This window comes from Chitinolyticbacter albus, from assembly GCF_024437655.1.
Lineage (GTDB): Bacteria > Pseudomonadota > Gammaproteobacteria > Burkholderiales > Chitinibacteraceae > Chitinolyticbacter > Chitinolyticbacter albus.
Window position 1 is genome coordinate 68,410 of sequence record NZ_JANBVF010000027.1, and the last position, 23,379, is coordinate 91,788.

At 64.0% G+C, this 23,379-nt stretch carries 24 protein-coding genes; 13 read left to right on the plus strand and 11 right to left on the minus strand.

The window, feature by feature from the left end; genetic code table 11:
* Nucleotides 1-20: 20 nt before the first annotated feature.
* From NLI84_RS14810 to NLI84_RS14820, 3 genes are all read left to right on the plus strand, one after another.
* Entirely contained in the window at nt 21-1,124 is a 1,104-nt protein-coding gene (locus NLI84_RS14810; protein WP_255991397.1) for an ABC transporter ATP-binding protein, read from the plus strand.
* Between the two features lie 160 nt (nt 1,125-1,284).
* Nucleotides 1,285-2,133, plus strand: a complete 849-nt coding sequence (locus NLI84_RS14815) for a polysaccharide deacetylase family protein (RefSeq protein WP_255991399.1) — start codon at nt 1,285-1,287, stop codon at nt 2,131-2,133.
* Nucleotides 2,134-2,158: 25 nt separating this feature from the next.
* Complete coding sequence (locus NLI84_RS14820) at nt 2,159-2,644, plus strand: nuclear transport factor 2 family protein (RefSeq protein WP_255991402.1); 486 nt, start codon at nt 2,159-2,161, stop codon at nt 2,642-2,644.
* A 206-nt stretch (nt 2,645-2,850) separates the two neighbouring features.
* On the opposite strand, the gene thrC is transcribed toward NLI84_RS14820, so the two are convergent.
* The 4 genes from thrC to NLI84_RS14840 are packed head-to-tail and all read right to left on the minus strand — an operon-like array spanning nt 2,851 to nt 7,316.
* Entirely contained in the window at nt 2,851-4,284 is a 1,434-nt protein-coding gene (gene thrC / locus NLI84_RS14825; protein WP_255991403.1) for a threonine synthase, read from the minus strand.
* A 46-nt stretch (nt 4,285-4,330) separates the two neighbouring features.
* On the minus strand, nt 4,331-5,650 hold the full coding sequence (locus NLI84_RS14830) for a homoserine dehydrogenase (RefSeq protein WP_255991405.1): 1,320 nt from the start codon (nt 5,648-5,650) through the stop codon (nt 4,331-4,333).
* Entirely contained in the window at nt 5,647-6,087 is a 441-nt protein-coding gene (locus NLI84_RS14835) for a GNAT family N-acetyltransferase (RefSeq protein ID WP_255991407.1), read from the minus strand. The genes NLI84_RS14830 and NLI84_RS14835 overlap by 4 nt, the downstream gene beginning before the upstream one ends.
* Complete coding sequence (locus tag NLI84_RS14840) at nt 6,087-7,316, minus strand: pyridoxal phosphate-dependent aminotransferase (protein WP_255991409.1); 1,230 nt, start codon at nt 7,314-7,316, stop codon at nt 6,087-6,089. Before NLI84_RS14840 ends, NLI84_RS14835 begins: the two co-directional genes overlap by 1 nt.
* A 134-nt stretch (nt 7,317-7,450) precedes the next feature.
* Between NLI84_RS14840 and NLI84_RS14845 the strand changes: the two genes are divergently transcribed.
* Nucleotides 7,451-7,819 (plus strand): Mth938-like domain-containing protein, encoded by a 369-nt coding sequence (locus NLI84_RS14845; RefSeq protein ID WP_255991413.1) that lies wholly within the window; start codon nt 7,451-7,453, stop codon nt 7,817-7,819.
* A 44-nt stretch (nt 7,820-7,863) separates the two neighbouring features.
* Here the strand turns inward: NLI84_RS14845 and NLI84_RS14850 are convergent, their stop codons facing one another.
* Both NLI84_RS14850 and NLI84_RS14855 read right to left on the minus strand, forming a co-directional pair.
* Nucleotides 7,864-8,352, minus strand: coding sequence for a DUF7931 domain-containing protein (locus NLI84_RS14850; protein ID WP_255991416.1), 489 nt, complete (start codon nt 8,350-8,352; stop codon nt 7,864-7,866).
* Nucleotides 8,318-9,439 carry a cupin domain-containing protein gene (locus NLI84_RS14855; RefSeq protein ID WP_255991418.1) on the minus strand — a complete coding sequence of 374 codons (1,122 nt, stop codon included), beginning with the start codon at nt 9,437-9,439 and terminating at the stop codon, nt 8,318-8,320. The genes NLI84_RS14850 and NLI84_RS14855 overlap by 35 nt, the downstream gene beginning before the upstream one ends.
* An 83-nt stretch (nt 9,440-9,522) precedes the next feature.
* Here NLI84_RS14855 and NLI84_RS14860 point away from each other — a divergent pair, with 83 nt between their 5' ends.
* Complete coding sequence (locus NLI84_RS14860; RefSeq protein WP_255991420.1) at nt 9,523-9,990, plus strand: peroxiredoxin; 468 nt, start codon at nt 9,523-9,525, stop codon at nt 9,988-9,990.
* Nucleotides 9,991-9,995: 5 nt separating this feature from the next.
* Nucleotides 9,996-10,475, plus strand: a complete 480-nt coding sequence (locus NLI84_RS14865) for an FKBP-type peptidyl-prolyl cis-trans isomerase (RefSeq protein WP_255991422.1) — start codon at nt 9,996-9,998, stop codon at nt 10,473-10,475.
* A 60-nt stretch (nt 10,476-10,535) separates the two neighbouring features.
* Here NLI84_RS14865 and NLI84_RS14870 read toward each other — a convergent pair whose 3' ends face one another.
* Nucleotides 10,536-11,375 carry a helix-turn-helix transcriptional regulator gene (locus NLI84_RS14870; protein ID WP_255991426.1) on the minus strand — a complete coding sequence of 280 codons (840 nt, stop codon included), beginning with the start codon at nt 11,373-11,375 and terminating at the stop codon, nt 10,536-10,538.
* 277 nt (nt 11,376-11,652) lie between these two features.
* Between NLI84_RS14870 and NLI84_RS14875 the strand changes: the two genes are divergently transcribed.
* The 6 genes from NLI84_RS14875 (at nt 11,653) to NLI84_RS14900 (ending at nt 17,898) form a co-directional block, all read left to right on the plus strand.
* Nucleotides 11,653-13,686, plus strand: coding sequence for a TonB-dependent receptor domain-containing protein (locus NLI84_RS14875; RefSeq protein WP_255991427.1), 2,034 nt, complete (start codon nt 11,653-11,655; stop codon nt 13,684-13,686).
* Between the two features lie 131 nt (nt 13,687-13,817).
* Entirely contained in the window at nt 13,818-14,099 is a 282-nt protein-coding gene (locus NLI84_RS14880; RefSeq protein WP_255991428.1) for a DUF2218 domain-containing protein, read from the plus strand.
* 19 nt (nt 14,100-14,118) lie between these two features.
* Complete coding sequence (locus NLI84_RS14885; RefSeq protein ID WP_255991430.1) at nt 14,119-15,084, plus strand: ABC transporter substrate-binding protein; 966 nt, start codon at nt 14,119-14,121, stop codon at nt 15,082-15,084.
* A complete protein-coding gene (locus NLI84_RS14890) occupies nt 15,084-16,097 on the plus strand; it encodes a FecCD family ABC transporter permease (protein ID WP_255991431.1) in 1,014 nt (337 codons plus the stop codon). The genes NLI84_RS14885 and NLI84_RS14890 overlap by 1 nt, the downstream gene beginning before the upstream one ends.
* On the plus strand, nt 16,094-17,128 hold the full coding sequence (locus NLI84_RS14895; protein ID WP_255991433.1) for a FecCD family ABC transporter permease: 1,035 nt from the start codon (nt 16,094-16,096) through the stop codon (nt 17,126-17,128). Before NLI84_RS14890 ends, NLI84_RS14895 begins: the two co-directional genes overlap by 4 nt.
* Complete coding sequence (locus NLI84_RS14900; protein WP_255991434.1) at nt 17,125-17,898, plus strand: ABC transporter ATP-binding protein; 774 nt, start codon at nt 17,125-17,127, stop codon at nt 17,896-17,898. Before NLI84_RS14895 ends, NLI84_RS14900 begins: the two co-directional genes overlap by 4 nt.
* Before the next feature lie 68 nt (nt 17,899-17,966).
* On the opposite strand, the gene NLI84_RS14905 is transcribed toward NLI84_RS14900, so the two are convergent.
* From NLI84_RS14905 to prmB, 4 genes are all read right to left on the minus strand, one after another.
* Nucleotides 17,967-18,716: a PEP-CTERM sorting domain-containing protein gene (locus NLI84_RS14905; protein ID WP_255991435.1), complete on the minus strand. Its 750-nt coding sequence runs from the start codon at nt 18,714-18,716 to the stop codon at nt 17,967-17,969.
* A 140-nt stretch (nt 18,717-18,856) separates the two neighbouring features.
* Nucleotides 18,857-19,021, minus strand: a complete 165-nt coding sequence (locus tag NLI84_RS14910) for a hypothetical protein (protein ID WP_255991436.1) — start codon at nt 19,019-19,021, stop codon at nt 18,857-18,859.
* A 140-nt stretch (nt 19,022-19,161) separates the two neighbouring features.
* Nucleotides 19,162-21,390 (minus strand): beta-1,3-glucanase family protein, encoded by a 2,229-nt coding sequence (locus NLI84_RS14915; RefSeq protein WP_255991437.1) that lies wholly within the window; start codon nt 21,388-21,390, stop codon nt 19,162-19,164.
* A 205-nt stretch (nt 21,391-21,595) separates the two neighbouring features.
* Nucleotides 21,596-22,504 carry a 50S ribosomal protein L3 N(5)-glutamine methyltransferase gene (gene prmB / locus NLI84_RS14920; RefSeq protein WP_255991438.1) on the minus strand — a complete coding sequence of 303 codons (909 nt, stop codon included), beginning with the start codon at nt 22,502-22,504 and terminating at the stop codon, nt 21,596-21,598.
* Between the two features lie 252 nt (nt 22,505-22,756).
* On the opposite strand from prmB, the gene NLI84_RS14925 reads away from it, so the two are divergent.
* On the plus strand, nt 22,757-23,379 hold a 623-nt coding region (locus tag NLI84_RS14925; protein ID WP_255991439.1), incomplete at its 3' end, for a DEAD/DEAH box helicase.

The window sequence follows — 23,379 nt, forward strand, 5'->3', positions numbered from 1 at the left end:
ATTCAGAAAGGAATCGATTCATGGCTTCCGTTAAGCTCAAGAACATCAAGAAGAACTACACCAAGGACGTCCAGGTCATCAAGGGCGTCAACCTCGACATCCAGGACGGCGAGTTCGTCGTGTTCGTCGGCCCGTCCGGTTGCGGCAAGTCGACCATGCTGCGCATGATCGCCGGCCTCGAAGACATCACCGAAGGCGAGCTGATGATCGGTGACAAGGTCGCCAACGACATCCACGCTTCCAAGCGCGGTATCGCCATGGTGTTCCAGAGCTACGCGCTCTACCCGCACATGACTGTGGCCGAGAACATGGGCTTCGCCCTCAAGCTCTCGGGTACGCCCAAGGCCGAGATCGATGGTCGCGTGAAGCGCGCCGCCGAGATCCTGCAGATCACCCACCTGCTCGATCGCAAGCCCAAGGCCCTGTCGGGCGGCCAGCGCCAGCGTGTGGCCATTGGCCGCGCCATCGTGCGCGAACCCAAGGTGTTCCTGTTCGACGAGCCGCTGTCCAACCTGGATGCCTCGCTGCGCCTGAACATGCGCGTCGAGCTATCCAAGCTGCACCAGGATCTCAAGACCACCATGATCTACGTGACCCACGATCAGGTGGAGGCCATGACCCTGGCCGACCGCATCGTGGTGTTCAACGCCGGCATCATCCAGCAGGTCGGCTCGCCGCTTGAGCTGTACGAGAACCCGTCCAACCTGTTTGTGGCAGGCTTCCTCGGTTCGCCCAAGATGAACCTGCTCGACGCATCCGTTGTTGCGTCCGACAATCGCTCGGCCACCGTGCGCCTGCCCAAGGGCATCGCAGTCCGGGCTGGTGTGGATGCCGCTCGTGCCAAGGCCAATGACCGCGTCACGCTGGGCATCCGCCCGGAACACATCCAGCTGGCGGCCGATGCCGATGCCAACGCCATTCCGGCTCGCGTCGACCTGATCGAGCATCTGGGCGACCACGTGCTGGCTTATATCGAGATCCCAGGCATCAACGAGATCATCAGCGTCAAGCTGCCGGGCAACAGCACCACGCTGAAGTACGGCGACGCGATCAAGGTCGTCTTCCCGGAAGCCGACTGCATGCTGTTCGATGCCGAAGGCCTGGCCTTCAAGCGCGTTCGCTAAGCGAAGCGCTCGCACAAAAAGCCCACCGCAAGGTGGGCTTTTTCATGTCCGCCGCGCATGGCTGGGTTGCCGTGGATGCATGGGTAAACGCAAACTGGGCAAAATTCTGGTCGGGGCGGCTGTTTACAATTGGCCTATCGCTCGTAGGAGGATCGCATCGATGAAATCGAACACATTATGCCGCTGGGGGCTAGCCAGCCTCGTCGCCGCTGCCGCGCTCAATGTTTCGGCGCAGGAGCAACGCATCCGCACACCATATCTGGAGAACTGGGGCCAGGTGCCGCTGGAGGAAATGGAACGCCAGGCGGCGGCCTTTCCCGGCGTCTACTGGATTGCCGGGCCGACCGCGCGCAAGGTGGTTGCGCTGACCTTCGACGATGGCCCTAACGAAGGCAACACGCTGCCGTTGCTGAAAGTGCTGAAGAAGCACGGGGTGAGGGCTACCTTCTTCGAGCTGGGGCAATGGGTGGCGCAGTATCCGCACTTAGCCCGGGCGGTGCTGGCCGATGGCCATGTGATCGGCAACCATAGTTACGACCATCCGTACTCGAGCAAGCTCACGCCGACCGCGCTGTGGGATGAACAGGTGGCCAAGACCCAGGGCATCGTCAAGCAGACGCTGGGCTTCGAGCCGACGCTCTATCGCCCGCCGTATGGCGAGATCACCGACGATCAGGTGAAGCTGCTCGCCAGCAAGGGGCTCAGGGTGATCTCCTGGTCGGTTGACACCCGTGACTGGCTGGCTGCACGCAGCTTCAACGGCGACAGCATGATCGAGCGCATGGCGCTCGATCACATCAACGAGGAAGCCATCGTGCTGATGCACGACGGCGGTGGTCCACGCCATCACACCGTGACTGCGGTCGATCGCATGATTGGCCAGCTCAAGGCGGCGGGCTACAGCTTTGTCACCGTCGACGAGCTGCTCGGCGTACCGGCCAAGCTACCGGAGGCCGCCAAGCTGGATGCGCCCAAGGCAATGCCGGCGAGCGCAGCCGAAAAAAAATAGGTGTCTTAATTCACTGGAGGTACTCATGAGCATGAGAGAAGTAATGCTGGCCACTCTTCTGGGTGCCGCGAGCTGTGCATCCCTTGCACAAGTGCCGGTTGCGCCGGCGCCGGATCAGTTGGTCCTGCTGCAAAGTGCAGATCCAAAACTCGCGCAAAACAAGCGCCTGGTCTATGACTTCTGGCGCGAGGTCTTCGAAGCTGGCCAACTCGGGCTGGCAGAGAAGTACCTGACTGAAAACTACATCCAGCACAACCCCAATGTGCCCACTGGCCGCACCGCATTTGTCGAGTTCTTTGGCAGGTTCAAGAAACCCAAGCCGATCGAAGCCAAGGTTGCAGCCCCGCTCGTAGCCATCACGGCGGAAGGAAACCTGGTCATCCTGAGCTTCGTGCGCGAGCAAGCGGATCCCAAGGATGCGTCGAAGAAGTACACCACGACGTGGTTCGACATGTTCCGCATTGAGGGCGGCAAGATTGCCGAGCACTGGGATCCGGCCGAAAAGCAGTAGCCTTCCCCACCGGGAAACCTCGTCAACCACGTTTAGAGGCGATGCAGGCATGGTTGGCGGTGACGATCTGGTTTCTTGGTTTATGCGGCAACCATGTATGGTCCCGAACACGCCGACCAACCGGGACGGGGCGCCCGTTAGTTCTAACGATAAGCACCAACAGAAAACCGCGCCTAGGCGCGGTTTTCTGTTGGTGCTTATGGCCCTCAGCGATCGAGGTGAGTCGCGACGTAGCGCTTGAGCGCCTCTGCATCGGCTTCCAGTACGTCGAAGCGTTGTGGCAGATCTTCCAGCCCGGCCAGATCGTGCGGGCGTTGCGGCGCGGCGCCCAATGCCTCCTGCATCGTGGACTCGAACTTGGCGGGCAGGGCGGTTTCCAGGATCACCATGGTGACGCCGGCTTCGCGGTGTGCCTTGGCGGCCAGATAGCCGTCAGCGGTGTGCGGGTCGATCTCGACGCCGTACTTGGCCTTTACTTCGCGGATGCTGGCGATGCGGTCGGCGTGGTTGCTCTTTTCCGAGCGAAAGCCGTACTCGTCATGCATGCGGGCGAAATCAGCATCGGGCAACTTGAAGCCACGGCCGGCATCGACCTCGCGCCACAGCGCGGCGAGCTTGGTGCCATCGCGGCCGATCAGGTCGAACACGAAGCGCTCGAGATTGGACGCCTTGGTGATGTCCATCGACGGGCTGGACGTCTCGTAGGTGCGATCGAGGCCACGCGGGAAATAGCCGCCGGTCTTGAAGAACTCGTCAAGCACGTCGTTCTCGTTGGTCGCGACGATCAGGCGGCGGATCGGCAGCCCCATCTGGCGGGCGATGTGGCCGGCGCAGACGTTGCCGAAGTTGCCCGAGGGCACGCAGAAGTCGACCGGCTCGCCCACTTCCCGGGCCACGGCGAAGTAGCCCTTGAAGTAGTACACCACCTGGGCGACGACGCGGCCCCAGTTGATCGAATTGACGGCGCCGATCTTGTACTGCGCCTTGAACGCGGCGTCGTTGTTCACCGCCTTCACCATGTCCTGGCAGGCGTCGAAGAAGCTGGTCACCGCGATATTGTGGATGTTGGCGTCCTGCAGGCTGAACATCTGTGCGCGCTGGAACGGGCTCATCTTGCCGTGCGGGCTGAGCATGAACACGTTCACGCCGTGCTTTCCGCGCATCGCGTACTCGGCGGCGGAGCCGGTATCGCCCGAGGTGGCGCCGACGATGTTGATGGCCTCGCCCCGCTGTTCGAGCACGTACTCGAACAGGTTGCCCAGAAGCTGCATCGCCATGTCCTTGAACGCCAGCGTCGGGCCGTTCGACAGCTCCTCGATATAGAGGCCGTCTTCCAGCTGCACCACCGGGGTGATTTCGCCAGCGCGCGCGGCATCGCGACCGTGGCGGTAGACGTCGGCGGTATAGGTTTTGGCAATCAGCGCCTTCAGGTCGGCTGCGGGAATGTCGTCGACGAAGCGGCTGATCACGGCGAACGCCAGGTCCGGGTAGTTCAGCTGCGCCAGCGCCTTCAGCTCAGCGAGGTCCAGCTTCGGATACGATTCGGCGATGGACAGGCCGCCATCGGGGGCGAGGCCACCCAGCAGGATGTCGGAGAAGCGTTGCGGGGCCATGCCGCCGCGGGTCGAGATGTAATGCATGTTCGGACTCGTGTGGGGCAGGGCGCGGCCCTGCCTCGGGTTCGGATTAGCCGTTAAGGTGTTCCAGCCGCAGCTTGACGATCTTGCCGTTGATCGCAGGCAGTGCCTCGATCTGGGCGATGGCGGCGTCGACGCGCTTCTCGACCGCGAGGTGGGTGATGATCACCACATCGTCGCGACCGTCGTCGCTGGCCTCGTCGCTCGGGCGCTGCAGCATGGCGTCGACCGAGATGCCCTGGTCGGCCAGGATGCGGGTGACGGAAGCCAGCACGCCGGTCTGGTCGAGCGCGTTCAGCCGCAGGTAGTAGCAGGTCTCGACTTCGGAGATCGGCAGGATCGGCAGATCGGCGAGCGCGGAGGGCTGGAACGCCAGGTGCGGCACGCGGTGTTCCGGATCGGCAGTGGCGAGGCGGGTGATGTCGACGAGGTCGGCGATCACCGACGAGGCGGTCGGCTCGGCGCCGGCACCTGGGCCGTAGTACAGCGTGGCGCCGACGGCGTCGCCCTTGACCAGCACCGCGTTCATCACGCCATCGACGTTGGCGATCAGCCGCTTTTCCGGGATCAGCGTCGGCGCGACGCGCAGCTCGATGCCCTCGGCGCGACGGCGGGTGACGCCCAAGAGCTTGATGCGATAGCCCAGTTCCTGTGCGTACTTGATGTCGGCAGCCTGCAGCTTGCTGATGCCTTCGAGGTAGGCCTTGTCGAACTGCACCGGGATGCCGAAGGCGATGGCGCTCATGATGGTGAGCTTGTGCCCAGCGTCGTGGCCTTCGATGTCGAAGGTCGGGTCGGCTTCGGCGTAACCCAAGCGCTGCGCTTCGGCCAACACATCGGCGAAGGCGGCACCCTTGTCGCGCATTTCGGTCAGGATGAAGTTGCTGGTGCCGTTGATGATGCCGGCCACCCATTCGATGCGGTTGGCGGTGAGGCCTTCGCGCAGCGCCTTGATGACTGGGATGCCGCCGGCGACGGCGGCTTCGAAGGCAACCATCACGCCCTTTTCCTGGGCGCGGGCGAAGATTTCGTTGCCGTATTCGGCGATCAGCTTCTTGTTAGCGGTGACCACGTGCTTGCCGTTCTCGATTGCGGTCAGCACCAGCTCCTTGGCGATGGTGGTGCCGCCGATCAGTTCGACGACGATTTCCACATCGGGGTGACGGGCAATGGCGAGCGCATCGTCGATCAGTTCGATGCTGTCGCCAAGCACGGCGCGGGCGCGCTCCAGATTGCGGTTGGCGGCGATGCGCACCACGATGGGCCGCCCGGCCCGGCGCGCGATTTCCTCGCAATTACGTTTCAACACGGTGGCGGTACCGCCACCGACGGTACCGACGCCACACAAACCGACCTGGATGGGTTTCATTGCAATGCCTTCCTGAAGCTGTACGAGGCGATCGTCATCCCCTCGCGAAAATAGAATTTATGTGCGCCACCGCGCTGCACGCCCGAATCGAGTGCCAGTACCGCGCAATCGTGCGAGCGCGCCTGCGCTTCCAGCCAGCCCAGCAGCAACTGGCCGACGCCACGAGAGCGCTGCGCCTGATCCACGACTAGGTCGTCGACATAGAGCCGACGACCTTCGTAGGTGTTCTCGATCAGACGCCACAGCGCCAGTCCGAGCACCGTTTCGCCATCGACGGCAGCGATCAGCCGCCCGCCATTGGCGCAGACCTCGGCCATCCGTCCGGGGTAGTCGACGGGGAGCTGCGCTCGCAGTTGCCGGTGTACCGGTTCTGCGCGGCCCAGCCAGTCGGGCGCGATCAGGCGGCCCGCATCATCGGTCAGCGGCAAAACCCGCATTATGCGGTACCGTGGCGTTTTCGGTAACCGGCGAGGAAGCGCTCGATGCGACCGATGGCATCGGTCAGGTCATCGAGGTGTGGCAGGAAGGTGAGGCGGAAGTGGTCGGGCGCCAGCCAGTTGAAGCCCGTGCCCTGCACGATCAGCACCTTTTCCTCCTGCAACAGCTCCAGCGCCAGCTGTTGATCGTCCTCCAGCGGGTAGAGCTGGGGGTCGAGCCGCGGGAACAGGTAAAGCGCGGCCTGCGGCGTGGCGACCGAGACGCCGGGAATGGCGTTGAGCAGCTCGCACGCCAGATCGCGCTGGCGCGTCAGCCGCCCGCCGGGGCCGACCAGGTCGTTGATGCTCTGGTAGCCGCCGAGCGCGGTCTGGATCGCGTACTGCGCCGGCACGTTGGCGCACAGCCGCATGGTCGAGAGAATGTTGAGGCCGTCGATGTAATCGGTGGCGATCTTCTTGTTGCCCGAGACCACCATCCAGCCGGCGCGATAGCCGCAGGCGCGGTAGTTCTTGGACAGGCCATTGAAGGTGACGAACAGCACGTCGTCGGCCATCGAGGCGATCGAGGTGTGCGATGCGCCGTCGTACAGCACCTTGTCGTAGATTTCGTCGGCGTAGATGATGAGCCCGTGCTCGCGGGCGATCTCTACGATCTCGCGCAGCACGTCGTCCGGGTACAGCGCGCCGGTCGGGTTGTTCGGGTTGATCACGACGATGGCGCGGGTGCGCGGAGTGATCTTGGCGCGCATGTCATCGAGTGCTGGCAGCCAGCCATTGGCTTCGTCGCACAGGTAGTGACGTGGCGTGCCACCAGCGAGACTCACCGCGGCGGTCCACAGCGGGTAATCGGGCGCCGGTACCAGCACTTCGTCGCCGTTGTTCAACAGCCCCTGCATCGACATCACGATCAATTCGGATGCGCCATTGCCGATGTAGATATCGTCGACCGTCACATCGGCAATCTGCTTTTGCTGCGTGTAGTGCATCACCGCCTTGCGCGCGGGAAACAGGCCCTTGGAATCGACATAGCCCGCGGCGTTCGGCAGGTTGCGGATCACATCCTGCACTACCTCATCGGGCGCATCGAAGCCGAATGGCTGCAGGTTGCCAATATTGAGCTTGATGATGCGATGGCCTTCCTCTTCCATCTGCCGCGCTCGCTCCGGTACCGGGCCACGGATTTCGTAGCAGACGTTGAGGAGTTTGTTCGACTTGTGGATCGGATTCATGGCGACGACCGGCCGTTGGGGGAAACCCCGTATTCTAGCGAAGTCGGGCGCTGCAGGTGGATACAGCGTGTGAGGACGGGCGGGACTACAGTTTGCGGGTAAAATCGCTGCTCGTTTTCGCACTGGCCACCGTCATGAAACTGCATCGCAGCACCACCACGCATCTGAACCAGTTCACCGGCTATGGCGAGGGCTATGTGCTCGTCAACCAGGAGCGCTTCGACGGCAGCGTGATCGTGTCGACCAGCGAGGTGCGCGAATGGCGTCCGGCCGATTTCGCCGCGCTTGAGGAAGACGACTTCGCGCAACTCTTGCAGCTCGATCCCGAGATGGTGTTGCTGGGCACGGGTGATCGCATCCGCTTTCCGCATCCCAGGCTGTCGCGCGCGCTGATGGCGGCGCGGGTGGGCCTTGATGTGATGGACAACGGCGCGCTGTGCCGCACCTTCAACGTGCTGGCCGCCGAAGAGCGGCGCGTGATCGCGGTGGTGCTGGGCGGCTGAGCCGGTTCACGATCATTTCGCGCCGGCGCAGGGCTGGAACGCGCTCACAGCATCAGGCGCTGCCAGCTCGCCTCGGCTTCCGCCGACTGCCACAAGTTGCCCCACACCTCATTCAATCCAGCGATGGCGCGCGCATCGTCGCTGGCTTCGCCGCGTGGCCAGTCGAAGTGGTGGCGCTTCACATAGCGGGCATCATCGGCGATGGCAAAGCCGGCGTGCCACAGCTCGGGCACCTGGGCGACGCGCAGCAGGGTGAAGCGGTGCGACCAGGTTTCCCGTAACGCCAGAATGCGCGGGCAATGCGCGGCGATGTGATCGGGTTCGAGCGCTAGCAGCGTGACCGTCAGCGGCTCATGCGTCGCGAACGCGTGCGCCAGCGCCTCGGCGAAGGCGCGGCTCGATAGGCCCGTTTCGGCGTAATCCTTTTCGAACAGCCTGAGCTCGTGCCGGGCGCTGGCGATGAGCGCCAGCAGCGCGTCCTCGTAATCGGCGTTGCGGTCAAACTGGTGCGGGGTGAAGGTAGCCGTAGTCATAGCAGGTGTAGAGGGCTTCAAGGGTGGCTTCATCATAGTCGCCGGGCGGCAACATGCGCGCGTCCGCCAGGCGCACGAGCTCGGTCCGGGCGCGCGCATCGGCTTCGAGTTCGTCGCCATTGAGGTAGATGCGCTCGGCGTCGTACAGCATCTGTGATTTCAGATCGAGTACCACGCCGCGCTCGGCTACCTGCCCGGTGAACTCGTCGAAGTCGAGCACCGCTTCGGGCGGCTCGAAAAACACATGGTTCTTGGGTTCGGTGAAATAGCGGCCGGTGAAGCGCGCGACCATGTCCTCGTTCCAGTGTATGGCGCTGAGCATGCTACCGATATCGGCGGTAAAGCCGGCGTCGATCAGGCCCGGCGCGGTGGTGGGCTGACGCGCTGGATCGGCGTACATGCCGGACACCTGCATCTCGTCCTGCAGGAATTCCATGAAGCGGCTGGCGATCTCCTGCGTGGTCGGCGCGCGAAAACCGATGCTGTAGGTCATGCCCGGATCGAGCGCTACGCCGTGGTGCGCGTACTTGGGCGGCAAATAGAGCATGTCGCCGTGTTCCAGCACCCATTCCTCTTGCGGCGCAAAATCCTTGAGCACGCGGATCGGCGCATCCTCGATGAAGTTGGCCGCATCGTCGCTGGAAATCTGCCAGCGCTTGCGCCCACCCACCTGCAGCAAAAACACGTCGTAGGAGTCATAGTGCGGACCGACCGAGCCACCCGGTGGCGCGAAGGAGATCATCAGGTCGTCCAGCCGGTAGTAGGGCAGGAAGTTGAAGCGGTACAGCAGCTCGGCGATATGCGGCACGTGCTGGTTCACGCTCTGCACCAGCACGGTCCAATCCGATTCGCCGAGCTTGGCAAAGCGTCGCGCCTCGAACGGGCCGTGCTCCATATGCCAGCGGCCGCGCTTGAACTCGATCAGTCGCGATTCGACGTCGTCGCGCTGCGCCAGCGCCTTGAGGCGGGGCAGGTCCATCAATTCGGGGAAATCGGTGACGGCGCCACGGATCAGCAGCGGTTTCTTTTGCCAGTATTCGGCGAGAAACTGTTGCGGCGTGATGCCGCCCAGCAGTGTTGTGCTCATGGATGAGATGGCTATAACGGTGTCTAGTTAGCGCTGATTATCGCACCCGCGCCTGCCGCGAGCACCCTACACGACGAGGTCGCATGCTGAACGCCGGAGATACCGCCCCCGATTTCGCCCTGCCCACCGCCAATATGGAGCTGGTGCGGCTATCCGATTTGCTCGCCGAGCACCACGTGGTGCTGTACTTTTTCAACAAGGATCACACGCCAGGTGGCATCGCCGAGGCGGTGGAGTTCAGCGATCGCGTAGAGGCCTTTGCCAGCCACCAGGCGCGTATCGTCGGCGTGAGTCTGGACGATTGCCTGGAGCACGAGGCGTTCCGCGAGGAGCAGGGCATCGAGTTCGACCTGTTGTCGGACGCCGATGGTGAGGTGAGCCGCGCCTACCACGCCCTGCGGCAGTGGCAGGCGCATGGCGTGGTAAGATATGGCATTGAGCGCTCGACCTTCGTGATCGACCGCGACAGCGTGATCCGCCATGCGTTTTACCACGTGTCGCCCAAGGGCCACGCGGCACAGATACTCACTCTTGTACAAACCCTAGGATGACCTTGATGCAAATCGCCAAAGACACCGCCGTCACCATCGAATACGAGATGTACGATGCCGAAGGCAAGCAGATCGACAAGACCGAGGAGCCGATTGCCTACCTGCATGGCGGTTACGACAATATCCTGCCGCTGGTCGAGGAAGCCCTGCAGGGCAAGACGGTGGGCGACAGCATCGACGTGACGATGAACGCCGACGATGCCTTCGGTGAATTCGAGCCCGAACTCGTACGCACCGAGGAAAAGGACGTGTTCCCGATGGAGGTCGAGGTCGGCATGATGTTCGAGGCCGATGACCCGGAAACCGGCGACGTGCTGCTGTTCCGCGTGACCGAGATCGATGGCAATCAGGTCACCGTCGACGCCAACCACCCGTTCGCCGGCATGGTCGTGCGCTTCGTGGGCAAGGTCAAGGAAGTGCGTGCCGCCAGCGCCGAGGAAATCGCCCACGGCCACGTACACGGTGCCCACGGTCACCATCACTGAGTCGATGGCGCCGAGAAAAAAAGCCCGCAGTTGCGGGCTTTTTTCATGGTGCTGGCCGGTTCAGCCCCGGCAGTCGCGCGGGCTGATGCCGAAGGCGCGACGGAACGCGGTCGCGAAATTGGCGGGGCTGTTGTAACCGGCATTGAGCGCGGCCTCCGTCACCGAAACGCGGCCGGTGGCAAGCTCGGCGCGCGCGGCCTGCAGCCGGCGGCGGCGCTGGTAGTCGAATACGGTGCAGCCGAATGCTTGCTTGAAGTGCTGCTGCAGCGTGTTCACAGCGACGCCGAATTCGCTGGCGAGCATGGGGAGCGACCATTCATCGGCGTGCCCGCTGTCGAGCAGTTGCCGCAGTCGCTGCATGCGCTGGCTGGCGATGCGCGGCAGGCCGGTGTCCGGGACGGCCAACTGGCCCAGTGCGCCGGAGACCAGCTCGATGGCGTGGCTTTCCTGCTGCAGCCGCGCCAGCGCCGGCACCAGCGTGTCGGGCTGCAGCAGCTGTTCGGCCAGCGCAAGTTGCCGCGCCGACGGCTGCCAGCGCGAGATCGCCAGATGCCGGCCGCAGAACGCGAGGATATCGCGATGCGCCGGCTGGTCATCCAGGCCGCAGGCGTCGAGCCAGGCTGGTGCAATGGCGATGCTGATCTTGCGCTCCGGGCGTGCGGCAGGGGCGTGGCGCGTGAACACGTCAGGCTCCGCCACCGAGAGCAGCACCGCCTCGTGGCGCATGCCGCTGCGCGTGCGTTGCATGCCGAAATGGAAGGGCTGGCGACCGTAATGCACGTCGGCCTCGCCTTCCAGCATCAGTACCAGATCGAGATGCGGTTCCAGTAGCTGCTGGCCTTGGTGGGCATGCACCGTATCGCTGCAATGCGCCGTCAGCCCGTCGCGCAGCGCAATCACGCGTCGCCCCAGGCGGGATGGGGCAGGGCGAGGCTTAGGGGCGGCGATCGATATCGGCATGGGGTACCAGCTAGGGGCCTTCGCGGCTTTGGCGCCGGATCGGTAGCAAAAGAGGATCTGGCAAAGGTGATCTGCGTTTGCGCAAAAGCGCGCGTCAGATGTCCGTGGAATACTAGCGACCAAAATACACAAATGCAAACAATTCTCATTTGTTGGTGGTGCATCGAATGCCGCCGCCTACTTTGTCGCTTTATTTCACTCCCCGGGACTACGCAAGATGAGTACGCGCTTTACCCCCAAACCGCTCGCCCTGGCCTGCGCCGTGGCACTGGCCGGTGTGGCCCACGCCGATGGATCCACGCTCGATACCGTGGTCGTTACCGCGTCCGCCTACGAGCAGCAGATCAAGGAGGCGCCGGCTTCCATCTCGGTCATCAGCCGCGAGCAACTGGAAAGCCAGCCTTTTACCAACCTCGAGGATGCCGTGCGGCATATCGAGGGCGTGAGCATCGTCGGCTCCGATCCATCCGATACCGATATCTCGGTCCGCGGCATGCCGGGTGAATACACGCTGATCCTGGTTGACGGCAAGCGCCAGAACACGCGCGAAACGATGAATCGCAGCACGGGCGGGGTTCAGGCCAGCCAGATTCCGCCGCTGGAGGCGATCGAGCGCATCGAGGTGGTGCGTGGCCCAATGTCGTCGCTGTATGGTTCGGATGCGATGGGCGGCGTGATCAACATCATCACTCGCAAGGTCGGCCAGCAATGGAGCGGCGCGGTGAACCTGGGCGGCATCGTTCAGGAAGACGGCGACTACGGCGATACCCGCCAGGGCGACTTCTGGGTCGGTGGCCCGCTCGCCACCAATCTGTTGGGCCTGCAGGTCTACGGCAATTACAGCGACCGCGATGAAGATGAAATCAACTACCCGAACGACACCAACTGGAGCACGCCGGGTACGCGTGACAAGAACCTCAACGCCAAGCTGACCATCACGCCCACCGACAACCAGGACATCACGTTGGAAGTGGGCAAGAACACGCTCACCTACGAGCGAGAGCCCGGCAAATCCTGGCATCCGGACAATGGTCGCGAGAAGGATGAGCACGAGCGCAGCAACTGGGCGATCACGCACAATGGTCGCTGGGGTTTTGGCAACAGCACCGTCGCGTTCTACCAAGAGACGGGCAAGCAGACCAACTGGGTCGATGGTGAAGAAGGGCTCGACAGCCCGATGATCAGGAACACCACGCTCGACGGCCTCGTCACGCTGCCGTTCAGCAACAACGTGCTCAAGCTGGGCACCCAGTTCCGCAATGCCAAGCTCTCCGGGCTTGCCGGTGATTCGCGCCCGGCCGCCGTTCCGGACGACGAATTGACCAACAAGACCTGGTCGCTGTTCGTCGAAGATGAATTCTTCGTCACTGACCGCTTCTCGCTCACTGCCGGCGTGCGCATGGACGACGACGAGCGCTATGACGTCCAGTGGTCGCCACGGCTTTACGGCGTGTACAAGCTCAGCGAGGTCTGGACGCTGCGCGGGGGCGTCGCCCGCGGCTTCAAGGCGCCGACGCTGCGCCAGACCACCGAGAGCTATTGCATGACCACGGGCGGTGGCACGCAAAAACGCGGCATGCTGTGCGGCAATGATGATCTCGAGGCGGAAACCAGCACCACCGAGGAAATTGGCGTGCGCTACGACGCGGCGAACGGGACCTCGTTCAGCGCCACGCTGTTCAACAACGATTTCAAGAACAAGGTGGTCAGCTACGATACCGGCGTGCCGTTCAACGGCATGCTGTCGACCTACGTTTACGACAACGTGGCCAAGGTCAACATCCGTGGCCTTGAGCTCGCCGGCAACTGGCCAGTGGCCCAGGACTGGGTGCTGTCGGGCAATTACACCTACACCAAGTCCGAGCGCAAGGACACCACCGAGCCGGCATTCGACGGCAGCTCGCTCAAGGGTTATCCGCTCGACAAGACGCCTGAGCACATGGCCAACCTGCGCGTCGATTGGACTCCGCTGGAGCGGCTTTCCACCTACGCGCGGGCCAACTACCTCGGCAGCCAGCAATGGGCGGCATTCCGCAACGGCGCCAACGCGGTGCGCGAACGCGAGGCTTCGACCACGTTCGATCTCGGTGCCACCTACGTGATCAACAAGATGTTCTCGGTGAACGCGGCCGTGCTCAATCTCAGCGACGAGATCGTGCCGGTCGACGACCGTGAGCGCGACGAACTGACGGGCAACTGGATGGTCGACGAAGGTCGTCGCTACTGGCTCAACGTCAAGGCGCAGTTCTGATCGTTGCTCGCTGGAGCCCGCCATGCCGGCCGGCGGCGGCAGGGCGGGCTCAGGCTCGCCCTGTCGCTACATGGCTCGCACCATGCGAGCGGCTTTATCGTCACGTTACCCACATCCCGCTCAGGAGCACCATGCGTTCGATCGCTCATATCACCACGCCCGATGCCACCAAGTTTCTGTTCAAACTGTGCAAGCATTTCGCCAAGAAAATACCGGTCGAATTCGACGAGACGCGCGGCCGTGCCGAGTTCCCGTTCGGCGTTTGCGAGCTGGCCGCCACCGCAACGACGCTGACCTTTGCCTGTGAAGCCTCCGCTGCCACGCTGGCGCAAATGCAGTCGGTACTGGAACAGCATCTGGCCTTGATGACGCGGCGCGATCCGCTGCCCGTCGTTTGGACCGCGCTCGATTGATCCTGTAAGGAGGGCCGCTATGCCCACACGCCTGTTCATTCCTGCCCTGATCGCCGTTGTGCTAGCGCTATCCGCCTGCTCGAACAGCGGGGCCGAGACCGCGTCGGCCGCTGCCGTCGCCCCCGCCGCCACGCGCAGCATCGTCGATGCCGCCGGCCAGACCGTGCGCGTTCCGGCCCGAGCGCAGCGCGTGATCGTGTTGTCCGAAATCGATCTTGATGCGGCGCTGGCGCTTGGGGTGAAACCGGTCGGCGCAACCAACGGCCGGGGCCAGGGCGGCGTGCCGTCGTATCTGGCTGGCGCCGCTGCCGGGGTCGCGAGCGTGGGCAGCTTCGGCCAGCCCAGCCTCGATCGCATCCTGGCGCTGCAACCCGATCTGATCCTGGCCGGGGGCAACGCCGATCCACAGCTGCTGGCCCAGCTGGCACATATCGCGCCGACCGTGGTCAGCTTCAAGGTGGGCGAATCGTGGCGCGACAGCTTTGCCCGCATGGCCGAGGTGCTGGGGCGCGGCGATGCCGCCCGGACTTTCTTCGCCGAGTACGATGCCGCAGCCAAGCAGCTGGCAGTCGATCTGCAGGGCAACGCCGGTGCGACCGTGAGCATCGTGCGCTGGACGGCGCAGGGTCCGGTCTACATGCTGGGCGATGCCTTCGCCGGCCGCGTGCTGGCCGACGTCGGCTTTGCCCGCCCCAAGCCGCAGCAGGCGTCGGGCGCGGGGCACTCGTCGCCGATGTCGCGCGAAGCGCTGTCGCAGATCGACGCGGACTGGATATTCCTCGGCGCGTTCAAGACCGGCACCAAGGCCGATCCGGCCGGGTTCGCCAGGCTGTTGCAGGAACCGGAATTCAAGGAGTTGGCCGCCGCGCGCGCCGGGCACGTGCGCGAAGTCGATGCCGCGCTGTGGACCAGCGTCGGCGGCCCGCTGGCGGCGCGTCAGCTGCTGGTCGACGTGCGTGCCGCGATGCTGGGCCAGCCGTCCTGATGCCACCGCCGCGTTACCGCTGGCCAGCCCTGCTCGCCGTGTTGCTGGCGCTGTCCGCGCTGTCGCTGGCGGCCGGTGCCGGCCGCGTCGGTCTCGCCGAAAGCTGGGCCTGGCTGCTTGGGCAGCGCGACGACGCACACGTCGTCATGGTTATTGAACACCTGCGCCTGCCGCGGCTGATCGCGGCACTGGCCGTTGGCGGAGCGCTGGGTTGTGCCGGCGTGCTGCTGCAGACGGTGACGCGCAACCCGCTGGCCGAGCCGGGCCTCCTGGGCGTGAACAGCGGCGCCGCCTTTGCCGTGGCGCTCGGCTTCACGCTCCTGGGCACGCTCAGCCTCGCGGGGCAGATGGCGTGGGCGCTGGCGGGGGCCCTCGTTGGCGCCGCCCTCGTGCTGCTGCTGGCGCGCGCCGGCGAGACGGAGTCGTCGCCGTTGCGATTGATCCTGGCCGGCATCGCGCTCACCGCGACCTGTCATGGCCTGATGGCCTGGCTGTTGATGTCGCGGCAGGAGAGCCTGGATCAGTTCCGCTTCTGGTCCATGGGCTCGCTGGCGCGACTGACGCCCGAGCTCTTGTGGGCCGGCATGCCGCTGCTGGTGGCCGGTTTTGCCGGATGTATGCTGCTGCTGCGGCCGCTGTCCATGCTGACGCTGGGTGATGAGCAGGCGCGCGGCCTGGGTGCGCGGCCCGATCGCATCCGCATGCTGGCCATGGTCTGCGTGGCGCTGCTGGCTGGCGCTGCCGTTGCGCTGGTGGGGCCGATCGCCTTTCTCGGCCTCGTGGCACCCTACTTCGCGCGTGGCCTTGGCGCCATCGCAGTGCCGTCGCAACTGGCTAGCTCGGCGTTGTTCGGCGCCGCGCTGTTGCTCGCCGCCGACATCGCTGCCCGCCTGATCGTCTCGCCCTTCGAGGCCCCGGCGAGCGCGGTGATCGCATTGCTCGGCGCACCGTTGGTCATCGTCATGGTGCGGCGCGATGCCTTGCTGTCGCTGACGCGCACGGGGGCCGAATGATGGGCTCCCGCTACTGGGTCTGGCGCGGCGCCGGCTATTCCTTGCGTGCCAGCCGGCGACAGCTCGCGGTGAATTTCGCCAGCCTGATCCTGTTGCTCGGGCTGGCGCTGTTCGCGCTGGGCTGGGGCGACGTCAAGCTCGCTCCGGATAGGGTCTGGGTCGCGCTCACGGGCGATGCGCCAGGCTGGCAGGGTTTTTTGCTGCGCGAGATCCGTCTGCCACGCGTGTTGGCGGCGCTGGTGGTCGGTGCCGCTCTGGGGCTGTCGGGGTTGTTGTTGCAGACGCTGGCGCGCAACCGCTTGGCGAGCCCGGACATGATCGGCCTCAACGATGGCGCGACGCTGGCCATGGCACTGACGCTGCTGTGGAGCCCGGCAGGCTTGCTCGGGCCGTGGTGGATGGCGCTGTGCGGTGCCCTCGTGACCACGCTGGTGATTCTCGCGGCAGCTGGCGGCATGGGCTCGCAGGGATATCGCGTGATCGTGGCCGGCATCGCCATCGCCAGCCTCTTCAAGGCCGGCTTCGAGCTGGTGCTGGCGACGCTGCCGGTGATGCACAGCAGCGGCATTTACGTGTTCAGCATCGGCAGCCTGGTGGGGCGGGGTTATCCGGTGCTGTGGCCGGCGCTGGCGGGGTTGGGCGTGCTGGTCCTGATTCTGCTGCCGCTGGCGCGCGGGCTTGGCATGCTGGGCCTGTCGGACGACATGGCACAGGGGCTGGGGGTGGGTCTGTCACGCATGCAACTGGCCGCGCTGCTGGTCGCGGCAGCGCTTGCCGGGCTCGCAGTCAGCGTGGCGGGACCGGTGGGCTTTGTCGCCATCGTCGCCCCCATCGTCGCCCGGCGGCTGGCGGGGCCGGGTTGCGTGCCGTTGTGCTCGGCCGCGAGCCTGGGCGCTTTCATCGTGCTGCTGGCCGACACATTGGGCCGCAGCGTCGCCGCACCAGCCGAGGTGCCGGCAGGCGTGGTCACCGGCGTGCTCGGTGGGCCGTTCCTGCTGTGGGTGTTGTTGGCGGGCAAGGGAAGAGCATGAATATCACCGTTGAACAGCTGAGGGCCGACTACCGCGAGCGCGCGGTGCTGGCCGACCTGTCGTTTTCCATCGCCAGCGGCGAGGTCCTTGCCATCGTCGGCGCCAATGGCTGCGGCAAGTCCACGCTGCTGCGTGCCATGGCGCGGCTGCATCGGCCCGCGGCCGGCACCGTGCGGGTCGATGGCGTGGACGTCTGGCAACTGAAGCCGGCGGAGGCCGCACGCCGCATCGGTTTGCTGCCGCAATTTCCGCAGGCTCCCGCCGGCATCAGCGTCGAAGCGCTGATCGCCTTTGGCCGCTATCCGTATCAAGGGCTGTTCCGCCAGTGGAGCCGCGCCGACGAAGCCGCGGTGCATGAGGCGCTGATCGAAACCGATCTGGTCGAGTTGGCGCAGCGCCCGCTCGATAGGCTCTCGGGAGGCCAGCGCCAGCGCGCGTGGCTGGCCATGGTGCTGGCCCAGGCCACCCCCGTCCTGATGCTGGACGAGCCGACCAGCATGCTGGATCTGGGCCACCAGGTGGAGGTGTTGTCGCTGGTGCGCCGGCTCGCCGCGGGCGGGCGCACCGTGGTGATGGTGCTGCACGATCTGGCCGCCGCCGCGCGCTACGCCGATACACTGGTCGCGATCCACGACGGCCGCGTACTGGCACACGGCGCGCCGCGCGACGTAGTGACCCCGGGCCTGATCCGCACCTTGTACGGTATCGACGCACATGTGATCCCTGCGCCGGACGACGGCGCGCCGGTGGTGGTGCCGATGGTGAGCTGAAAACGATGTGTTTCAACGGCTTATGAAAAAGCCCGCATTGCGGGCTTTGGTCAACCAGGCTGGTTGTTTCAGTGCTGGCGCTTGCGACGGCGTGCTACCACCAGTCCGATTAAACCCAATCCCATCAAGGCATACGTCTCCGGCTCTGGTACGGGGGCTATTTGCATAGTCACACCAAAGCTATTCAGTGAGTATTGGACAAATGAATCTGGGTGGCTCGAATTGCCCATATAACCACTCGCCGAGGCTGAGAGGTACAAATCCAGTGGGCCATTGACCGATTCGTCTAAAGTGAAGGGATTGGAAAAGCTAGGCTTCGGTTCGATTTGAACCGCATGAGCTGCACCGTCAGGCAGAGAGTTATTAAGAGTGCCCCATTGTTGGGCCGCAAAGCTGCCATACGAAGCGCCTGGGATCGTGCGCGCAGCGCTCGTGCCTGAGAGGTTGCCGTAAATTGGGTAAAACCCGACTACTTGGCCGTATGCGACGAAATCCAGTTGGGCATTGAATCCCGTTATTTTTTTTCCCGCCTTTGCAAACACTTGGATTGGATTTTGCGGCGGAGTGGATGCGTAAAAGGATCCACTATGAGTCCCTTCGCCCTGAAGGTTGACGGTATGGATTGCCTCACCATCAGTAGCGGTAAACAATAGAGTATTGTTTTCTACTGTCGGGGTAATTCCATAGGTACTTAGCCATGGCGCATCTGCATCGATTCGATAAATGACGTCTACACCCGAGAGCTCTATGTAGGCTGCTTGAGCCGGGAGCGACGTCACGGCCGAAAGCACAGCAACTGCTGTTGCATATTTGAACATTATTATTTCCTTGAATTGGGGCCGATTGTATCGGTGCGAGAATATCAGATGTCGACGTCATGGTGGGTGTCGCAAGTTATGACGATCTTCAATCCAATCACAAAAACCAAGGTCAGCATTAAGCCACTCGCCCTAGAAGCTCAGCGCTCGTCGTCGAGATCGAACAGCTCTTCGGCTTCGTCGTAGAGACGGGCGGCAGCAGGGGGCGGGGCAAGTTCGCGGATGCGGTTGAGCCGGTGCTGCAGCCAGGCGCAGGTGCCCGGGGCCAAGTGCGGGGCGGTGAATGGGGCGAAATCGTGATTCATGCGGGCCTCGAAATTCAGAGGCGCAGTGTGCCCGAGCGATGTGACAGCCAGATATCAGTGCATCACCGCTCGCGTTGTCAGCGTCGACCTACAAAAAACAAGCCCGCCAGGACGGCGGGCTTGTGTACTCAGGCCAGGGTTTACCAGCCTACGCTGACGACCAGTGCCTTGGGCGAGCCGTGCTCCAAGAGGCTGCTGTGACCGCGCACATCGTCGTAGCAGAAGCCGTAGGCCAGCCCGTCGATGCTGTGGTCGTGCCAGAACTTGGCGAAGTAGTTCGCCGGCCCTTGCAGGTAGTAGTAGCTGGCATTGCTCCAGTTGGTCGGGTCGACCGTGATCAACAGGTGACGGTTGAAGGCGGCGGTGATCTGCGCCTGCACCACCAGTTCCTGCGAGGCGGTGACGCCATCGCTGGAGGTGGGCGTGGCCAGGTTGCCCGAGCCTTCCAGGATGTCCTGCGTCACCGGCTTGCCCTTGATGTACAGGTTCTGCGGGCCGCCGTCCTTGCTGAACACGAAGTCGTTGCCGATCACGCGACCGCGGAAGGTGCCGGCCTCGGCGGTGAACACCAGATCACGCGTGCGGTAGTAGTCCCACACCTGGTTCACGTAGTTCTCGAAGTAGTTGCTCGAGGCACCACCGTGGCCGAAGCCGGCCTTGCCCGGCGCGACGATGCGGTACGGCTCCTTCACCAGCTTCTGGAACTCGGCCGGCATTTCGGCCTTGAAGGCGGAGAAGATCGCGGCGCGCGACTGGGTTTCGCCCAGGGTGCGATCGAAGCCGTCCTTGCCGATCAATCGGGTGCGGATCGGGAAGCCGAACTGGTCGACGCGGGTCGAGTTGCCGTGATAACCGTACTGGTCGACGGTGAATTCCACCCACTCGAAGTACACGTCCTGGTTCGGATCGGTCGGGTTGCCCAGATCAGGCCCGGCGAAGCCGGTGCGGCCGTCGCCCGCGGTATTGATCTTGATATAGAGCGGAGAGCCGACGCTGACGAACATGCGGCCCGAATCGATGCGCGGCAGCGATACCCAATTGGCTTCCGACAGCTTGTAGAAGTAGTTGGAGTAGTTCTGGCCGTTCTTCACCAGGCGGTTGGGCGCATTGTTGTCCGACACCGAGGCCGGAACCAGGTTGCCGTTCTTGTCCACCCACGACAGCATCTTGGTCGCCGGGTTGTAGCCGATCACCGACCAGTAGACTTGGTCATCACGATAGGCGCCATTGGTTTCGTTCTGCAGCTTGAGCGTCATCACGTTCGGGCCAACCGGGATATCGCCCGGGTTGGGAGTCGGCGTGACCGGCGTCGGGGTCGGCGTGCTGCCGGTGCTGAAGTTGATCCAGTTCAGATTCCAGCCGCCGCTGGCCGCATGGACGCGCAGCACCTGGTTGCCGGCCGGCAGCGTGACGCTGGTCGATACGGTGCTCCAGCCTTGCCAGTTGCCGGTGTTCGGCACGGCAACGCTGCCCAGCACGGTGCCGGCTGCGTTGCGCAGCTGGATGCTGCCGCCGGCTGCGATCGCCGCGACGCGGAACTGTACGGTGTAGCTGCGGGCGGTAGCGACGTTGACGCGATAGTCCAGCCAGTCGCCGGTTTCCACCCAGCCCACGTTGAGGCCGGCGCCGGTATCGCTAGTGGCTTCGGTCTGTACACCGTTCATCGCGCTCCAGGCTTCGGCCTCGATCTTGCCCGGAACGGCTGCGCCCGGTTGCGGCACCGGCGTGGCGGTCGGCTGCGGGGTGGGCGTGACGGCGGGCTTGGGCGTCGGGGTGGCAGTGGGGCGCGGGGTCGGCGTGGCGGTGCTGCCGCAGTTGCCACCAACCTTCCACAGCGTCGGCGTGGCGGCGGGGTTCCAGTTGGCACCGACATAAGCGGTATGGGTAACGAGGGCGGTGTAGCTGGCGCCGTTGTAGCTGACGACGCTACCTGCGGCATAGGTATTGCCTTCGGCCCAGGCTGCGCATCCACTGGTTGCGGGCGGCGTGGTTGGCGCGGCGGTGGGCGGTACCGGCGTGGCGGGGGTTTGGGTGCCACCGACGGTGTAGCTGAAGCTGCCGGTATCGTAAGCCGGCGTGCCATTGTTATAGGTGAAGGAGTAGCTCAGCACATTGCCGCTGGCGACGTCGACCTTCTGCTCATGGCGGGCGGTGCTACCGTTGTAGGCCATGCGCACGTTTTGCAGTGCGCTGCTGTTTACCTTGTAATGGATGTCGACCCAGCTGGTGCTGACGCTGGATTTGAACCAGATCGTTGCCACCGAGCCGTTGACGGCCACGCCCTGCGTGTAGTCCGCAGCGAGCGCGACGCGCGCAAAGCACAACAGGCTGACCAGTACGGTCAGCCACACTCTCCATCTCTGTATCATTTTTATCGCTCCTCGCGGTTCTGATCCCGGCCTGTGCACGCCCGGGTGTTGCGCTGGCAACTGCAGCAATGAAAGGGCTTTCATTTGAGGCTGTCAATGCGGGGGGTATGAACGGGCGCGCAGGCAGGATTTGCGGAAGGAAGACCAGGCTGGCGGTGCAGGACGCACCGCCTTGGAGCGCAGGGAAAAGATCGTGAACAGGCGCTTAGAAGCCGGCCTCGACCAGCGTGCTGCGGGTCAGCAGGAACACGAAGCCATCGCCGCCCGACGTGGCCAGCCAGACGAAAGCCAGCTGGGGGTAGGCCGCTTCCAGCGCTTCGCGATTGTGGCCGATCTCGACCACCAGCAAACCGTTGGGGCTGAGGTGCTTGCTGGCGGCTTCGATGATACGGCGGGTTACGTCGAGCCCATCCACGCCGCTGCCCAGTGCCAGCTCCGGTTCGTGCAGGTATTCGGCCGGCAGTTCGGCCACCGATTCGGCATCGACATAGGGCGGGTTGGACACGATCAGGTCGTAGATCTCGCCTTCCAGCGGCTCGAACAGATCGCCATCGATCAAGTCGATCTGTTCGCCCAGGTTGTAGTCGGCGACGTTGATCTCGGCCACGTCGAGTGCATCGGCCGAGAGATCGACCGCGTCGATCAGCGCGTCCGGGAAGGCATGGGCGAGCAGGATGGCGAGGCACCCCGAGCCGGTGCACAGGTCGGCGGCACGACGGATCAACTCGGGGTACTCGATCCACGGCTCGAGCGCGTCGTCGCGCAACAGCTCGCCAATGAAGGAGCGCGGCACGATCACCCGTTCGTCCACGTAGAAGCGGTACTCACCGAGGAAAGCCTCGCGCGTGATGTAAGCCGCCGGGATGCGCTCGACCGCGCGCCGTTCGATGGCGGTGATCACGGCCTCGACTTCCTGCGGCAGCAGCTTGGCGTCGAGGAAGGGCTCCAAGGTGTCGAGTGGCAGCTTGAGTGTGGCCAGCAGCAGATAGGCCGCCTCGTCGTAGGCGTTGTCGGTGCCGTGGCCATAGACCAGCTCGGCGTCGCTAAAGCGCGATACCGCGAAGCGCAGGCAATCGCGCAGCGTCGAGAACTGGGTGCGGGCGAGGTCATACATGGCAGGCTCCAATGGCCTGCGCAAAGAGGGCAGGCTCAAAACAGCCGAAGTGTAGCCCATCACCCCCTGCTCTAGCGTGACGATCTGCCATGGGCGGTGGCATGGGCGGTGGCATGGGCGGCTCGGCGTGGTTTTGCGCTAGTAAGCGCGAGTAGGCAGCAGGCAAGGCTTGGTGTACCATTTCCCGCTTTTCTTCAAACACTTGGCGCGATTTTGTTCCGTGCCGCAGCGAATCGGAAGGTTAAATCAGGCATGACGTTTGCATCACTGGGGCTGGCGCCCGACGTGCTCAAGGCAGTTTCGGAGCAGGGCTACGAAAACCCGACCCCGATCCAGGCGCAGGCGATTCCCTCGGTGCTGGCCGGGCGTGACATGCTGGGGGCGGCACAGACCGGCACCGGCAAGACCGCCGCGTTCACGCTGCCCATCCTGACCCGGCTGGCACAATACGCCAATACTGGTGTTTCGCCGGCGCGGCACCCGGTGCGCGCGCTGATCCTCACGCCGACCCGCGAGCTGGCCGACCAGGTCTATGAAAGTGCCAAGACCTATGGCAAGCATATGGCGCTGCGCAGCCACGTGGTCTTCGGCGGCGTCGACATCAAGGACCAGATCCCGCAACTGCGCGCCGGCACCGAAGTGCTGGTCGCAACGCCAGGCCGTCTGCTCGATCATGTGCAGCAAAAGACGGTGAACCTGTCGCAGGTCGAGATCCTGGTGCTCGACGAAGCCGACCGCATGCTGGACATGGGTTTCATCCTCGACATCAAGAAGATCATCAGCCTGTTGACCAACCGCAAGCAGACGTTGCTGTTCTCGGCCACCTTCTCGCCCGAGATCAAGAAGCTGGCCGGCGAGTTCCTCAAGGATCCGGT

Excerpts from the sequence above, each read along its gene's own strand:
- NLI84_RS14915 (WP_255991437.1), bottom strand. The coding sequence starts at position 21,390 with ATGATACAGAGATGGAGAGTGTGGCTGACCGTACTGGTCAGCCTGTTG.
- NLI84_RS14875 (WP_255991427.1), top strand. The coding sequence starts at position 11,653 with ATGAGTACGCGCTTTACCCCCAAACCGCTCGCCCTGGCCTGCGCCGTG.
- NLI84_RS14840 (WP_255991409.1), bottom strand. The coding sequence starts at position 7,316 with ATGAATCCGATCCACAAGTCGAACAAACTCCTCAACGTCTGCTACGAA.
- NLI84_RS14910 (WP_255991436.1), bottom strand. The coding sequence starts at position 19,021 with ATGAATCACGATTTCGCCCCATTCACCGCCCCGCACTTGGCCCCGGGC.
- NLI84_RS14885 (WP_255991430.1), top strand. The coding sequence starts at position 14,119 with ATGCCCACACGCCTGTTCATTCCTGCCCTGATCGCCGTTGTGCTAGCG.
- NLI84_RS14845 (WP_255991413.1), top strand. The coding sequence starts at position 7,451 with ATGAAACTGCATCGCAGCACCACCACGCATCTGAACCAGTTCACCGGC.
- NLI84_RS14880 (WP_255991428.1), top strand. The coding sequence starts at position 13,818 with ATGCGTTCGATCGCTCATATCACCACGCCCGATGCCACCAAGTTTCTG.
- NLI84_RS14860 (WP_255991420.1), top strand. The coding sequence starts at position 9,523 with ATGCTGAACGCCGGAGATACCGCCCCCGATTTCGCCCTGCCCACCGCC.
- NLI84_RS14895 (WP_255991433.1), top strand. The coding sequence starts at position 16,094 with ATGATGGGCTCCCGCTACTGGGTCTGGCGCGGCGCCGGCTATTCCTTG.
- NLI84_RS14855 (WP_255991418.1), bottom strand. The coding sequence starts at position 9,439 with ATGAGCACAACACTGCTGGGCGGCATCACGCCGCAACAGTTTCTCGCC.
- NLI84_RS14865 (WP_255991422.1), top strand. The coding sequence starts at position 9,996 with ATGCAAATCGCCAAAGACACCGCCGTCACCATCGAATACGAGATGTAC.
- NLI84_RS14850 (WP_255991416.1), bottom strand. The coding sequence starts at position 8,352 with ATGACTACGGCTACCTTCACCCCGCACCAGTTTGACCGCAACGCCGAT.
- NLI84_RS14835 (WP_255991407.1), bottom strand. The coding sequence starts at position 6,087 with ATGCGGGTTTTGCCGCTGACCGATGATGCGGGCCGCCTGATCGCGCCC.
- thrC (WP_255991403.1), bottom strand. The coding sequence starts at position 4,284 with ATGCATTACATCTCGACCCGCGGCGGCATGGCCCCGCAACGCTTCTCC.
- NLI84_RS14830 (WP_255991405.1), bottom strand. The coding sequence starts at position 5,650 with ATGAAACCCATCCAGGTCGGTTTGTGTGGCGTCGGTACCGTCGGTGGC.
- prmB (WP_255991438.1), bottom strand. The coding sequence starts at position 22,504 with ATGTATGACCTCGCCCGCACCCAGTTCTCGACGCTGCGCGATTGCCTG.
- NLI84_RS14810 (WP_255991397.1), top strand. The coding sequence starts at position 21 with ATGGCTTCCGTTAAGCTCAAGAACATCAAGAAGAACTACACCAAGGAC.
- NLI84_RS14815 (WP_255991399.1), top strand. The coding sequence starts at position 1,285 with ATGAAATCGAACACATTATGCCGCTGGGGGCTAGCCAGCCTCGTCGCC.
- NLI84_RS14820 (WP_255991402.1), top strand. The coding sequence starts at position 2,159 with ATGAGCATGAGAGAAGTAATGCTGGCCACTCTTCTGGGTGCCGCGAGC.
- NLI84_RS14905 (WP_255991435.1), bottom strand. The coding sequence starts at position 18,716 with ATGTTCAAATATGCAACAGCAGTTGCTGTGCTTTCGGCCGTGACGTCG.
- NLI84_RS14900 (WP_255991434.1), top strand. The coding sequence starts at position 17,125 with ATGAATATCACCGTTGAACAGCTGAGGGCCGACTACCGCGAGCGCGCG.
- NLI84_RS14890 (WP_255991431.1), top strand. The coding sequence starts at position 15,084 with ATGCCACCGCCGCGTTACCGCTGGCCAGCCCTGCTCGCCGTGTTGCTG.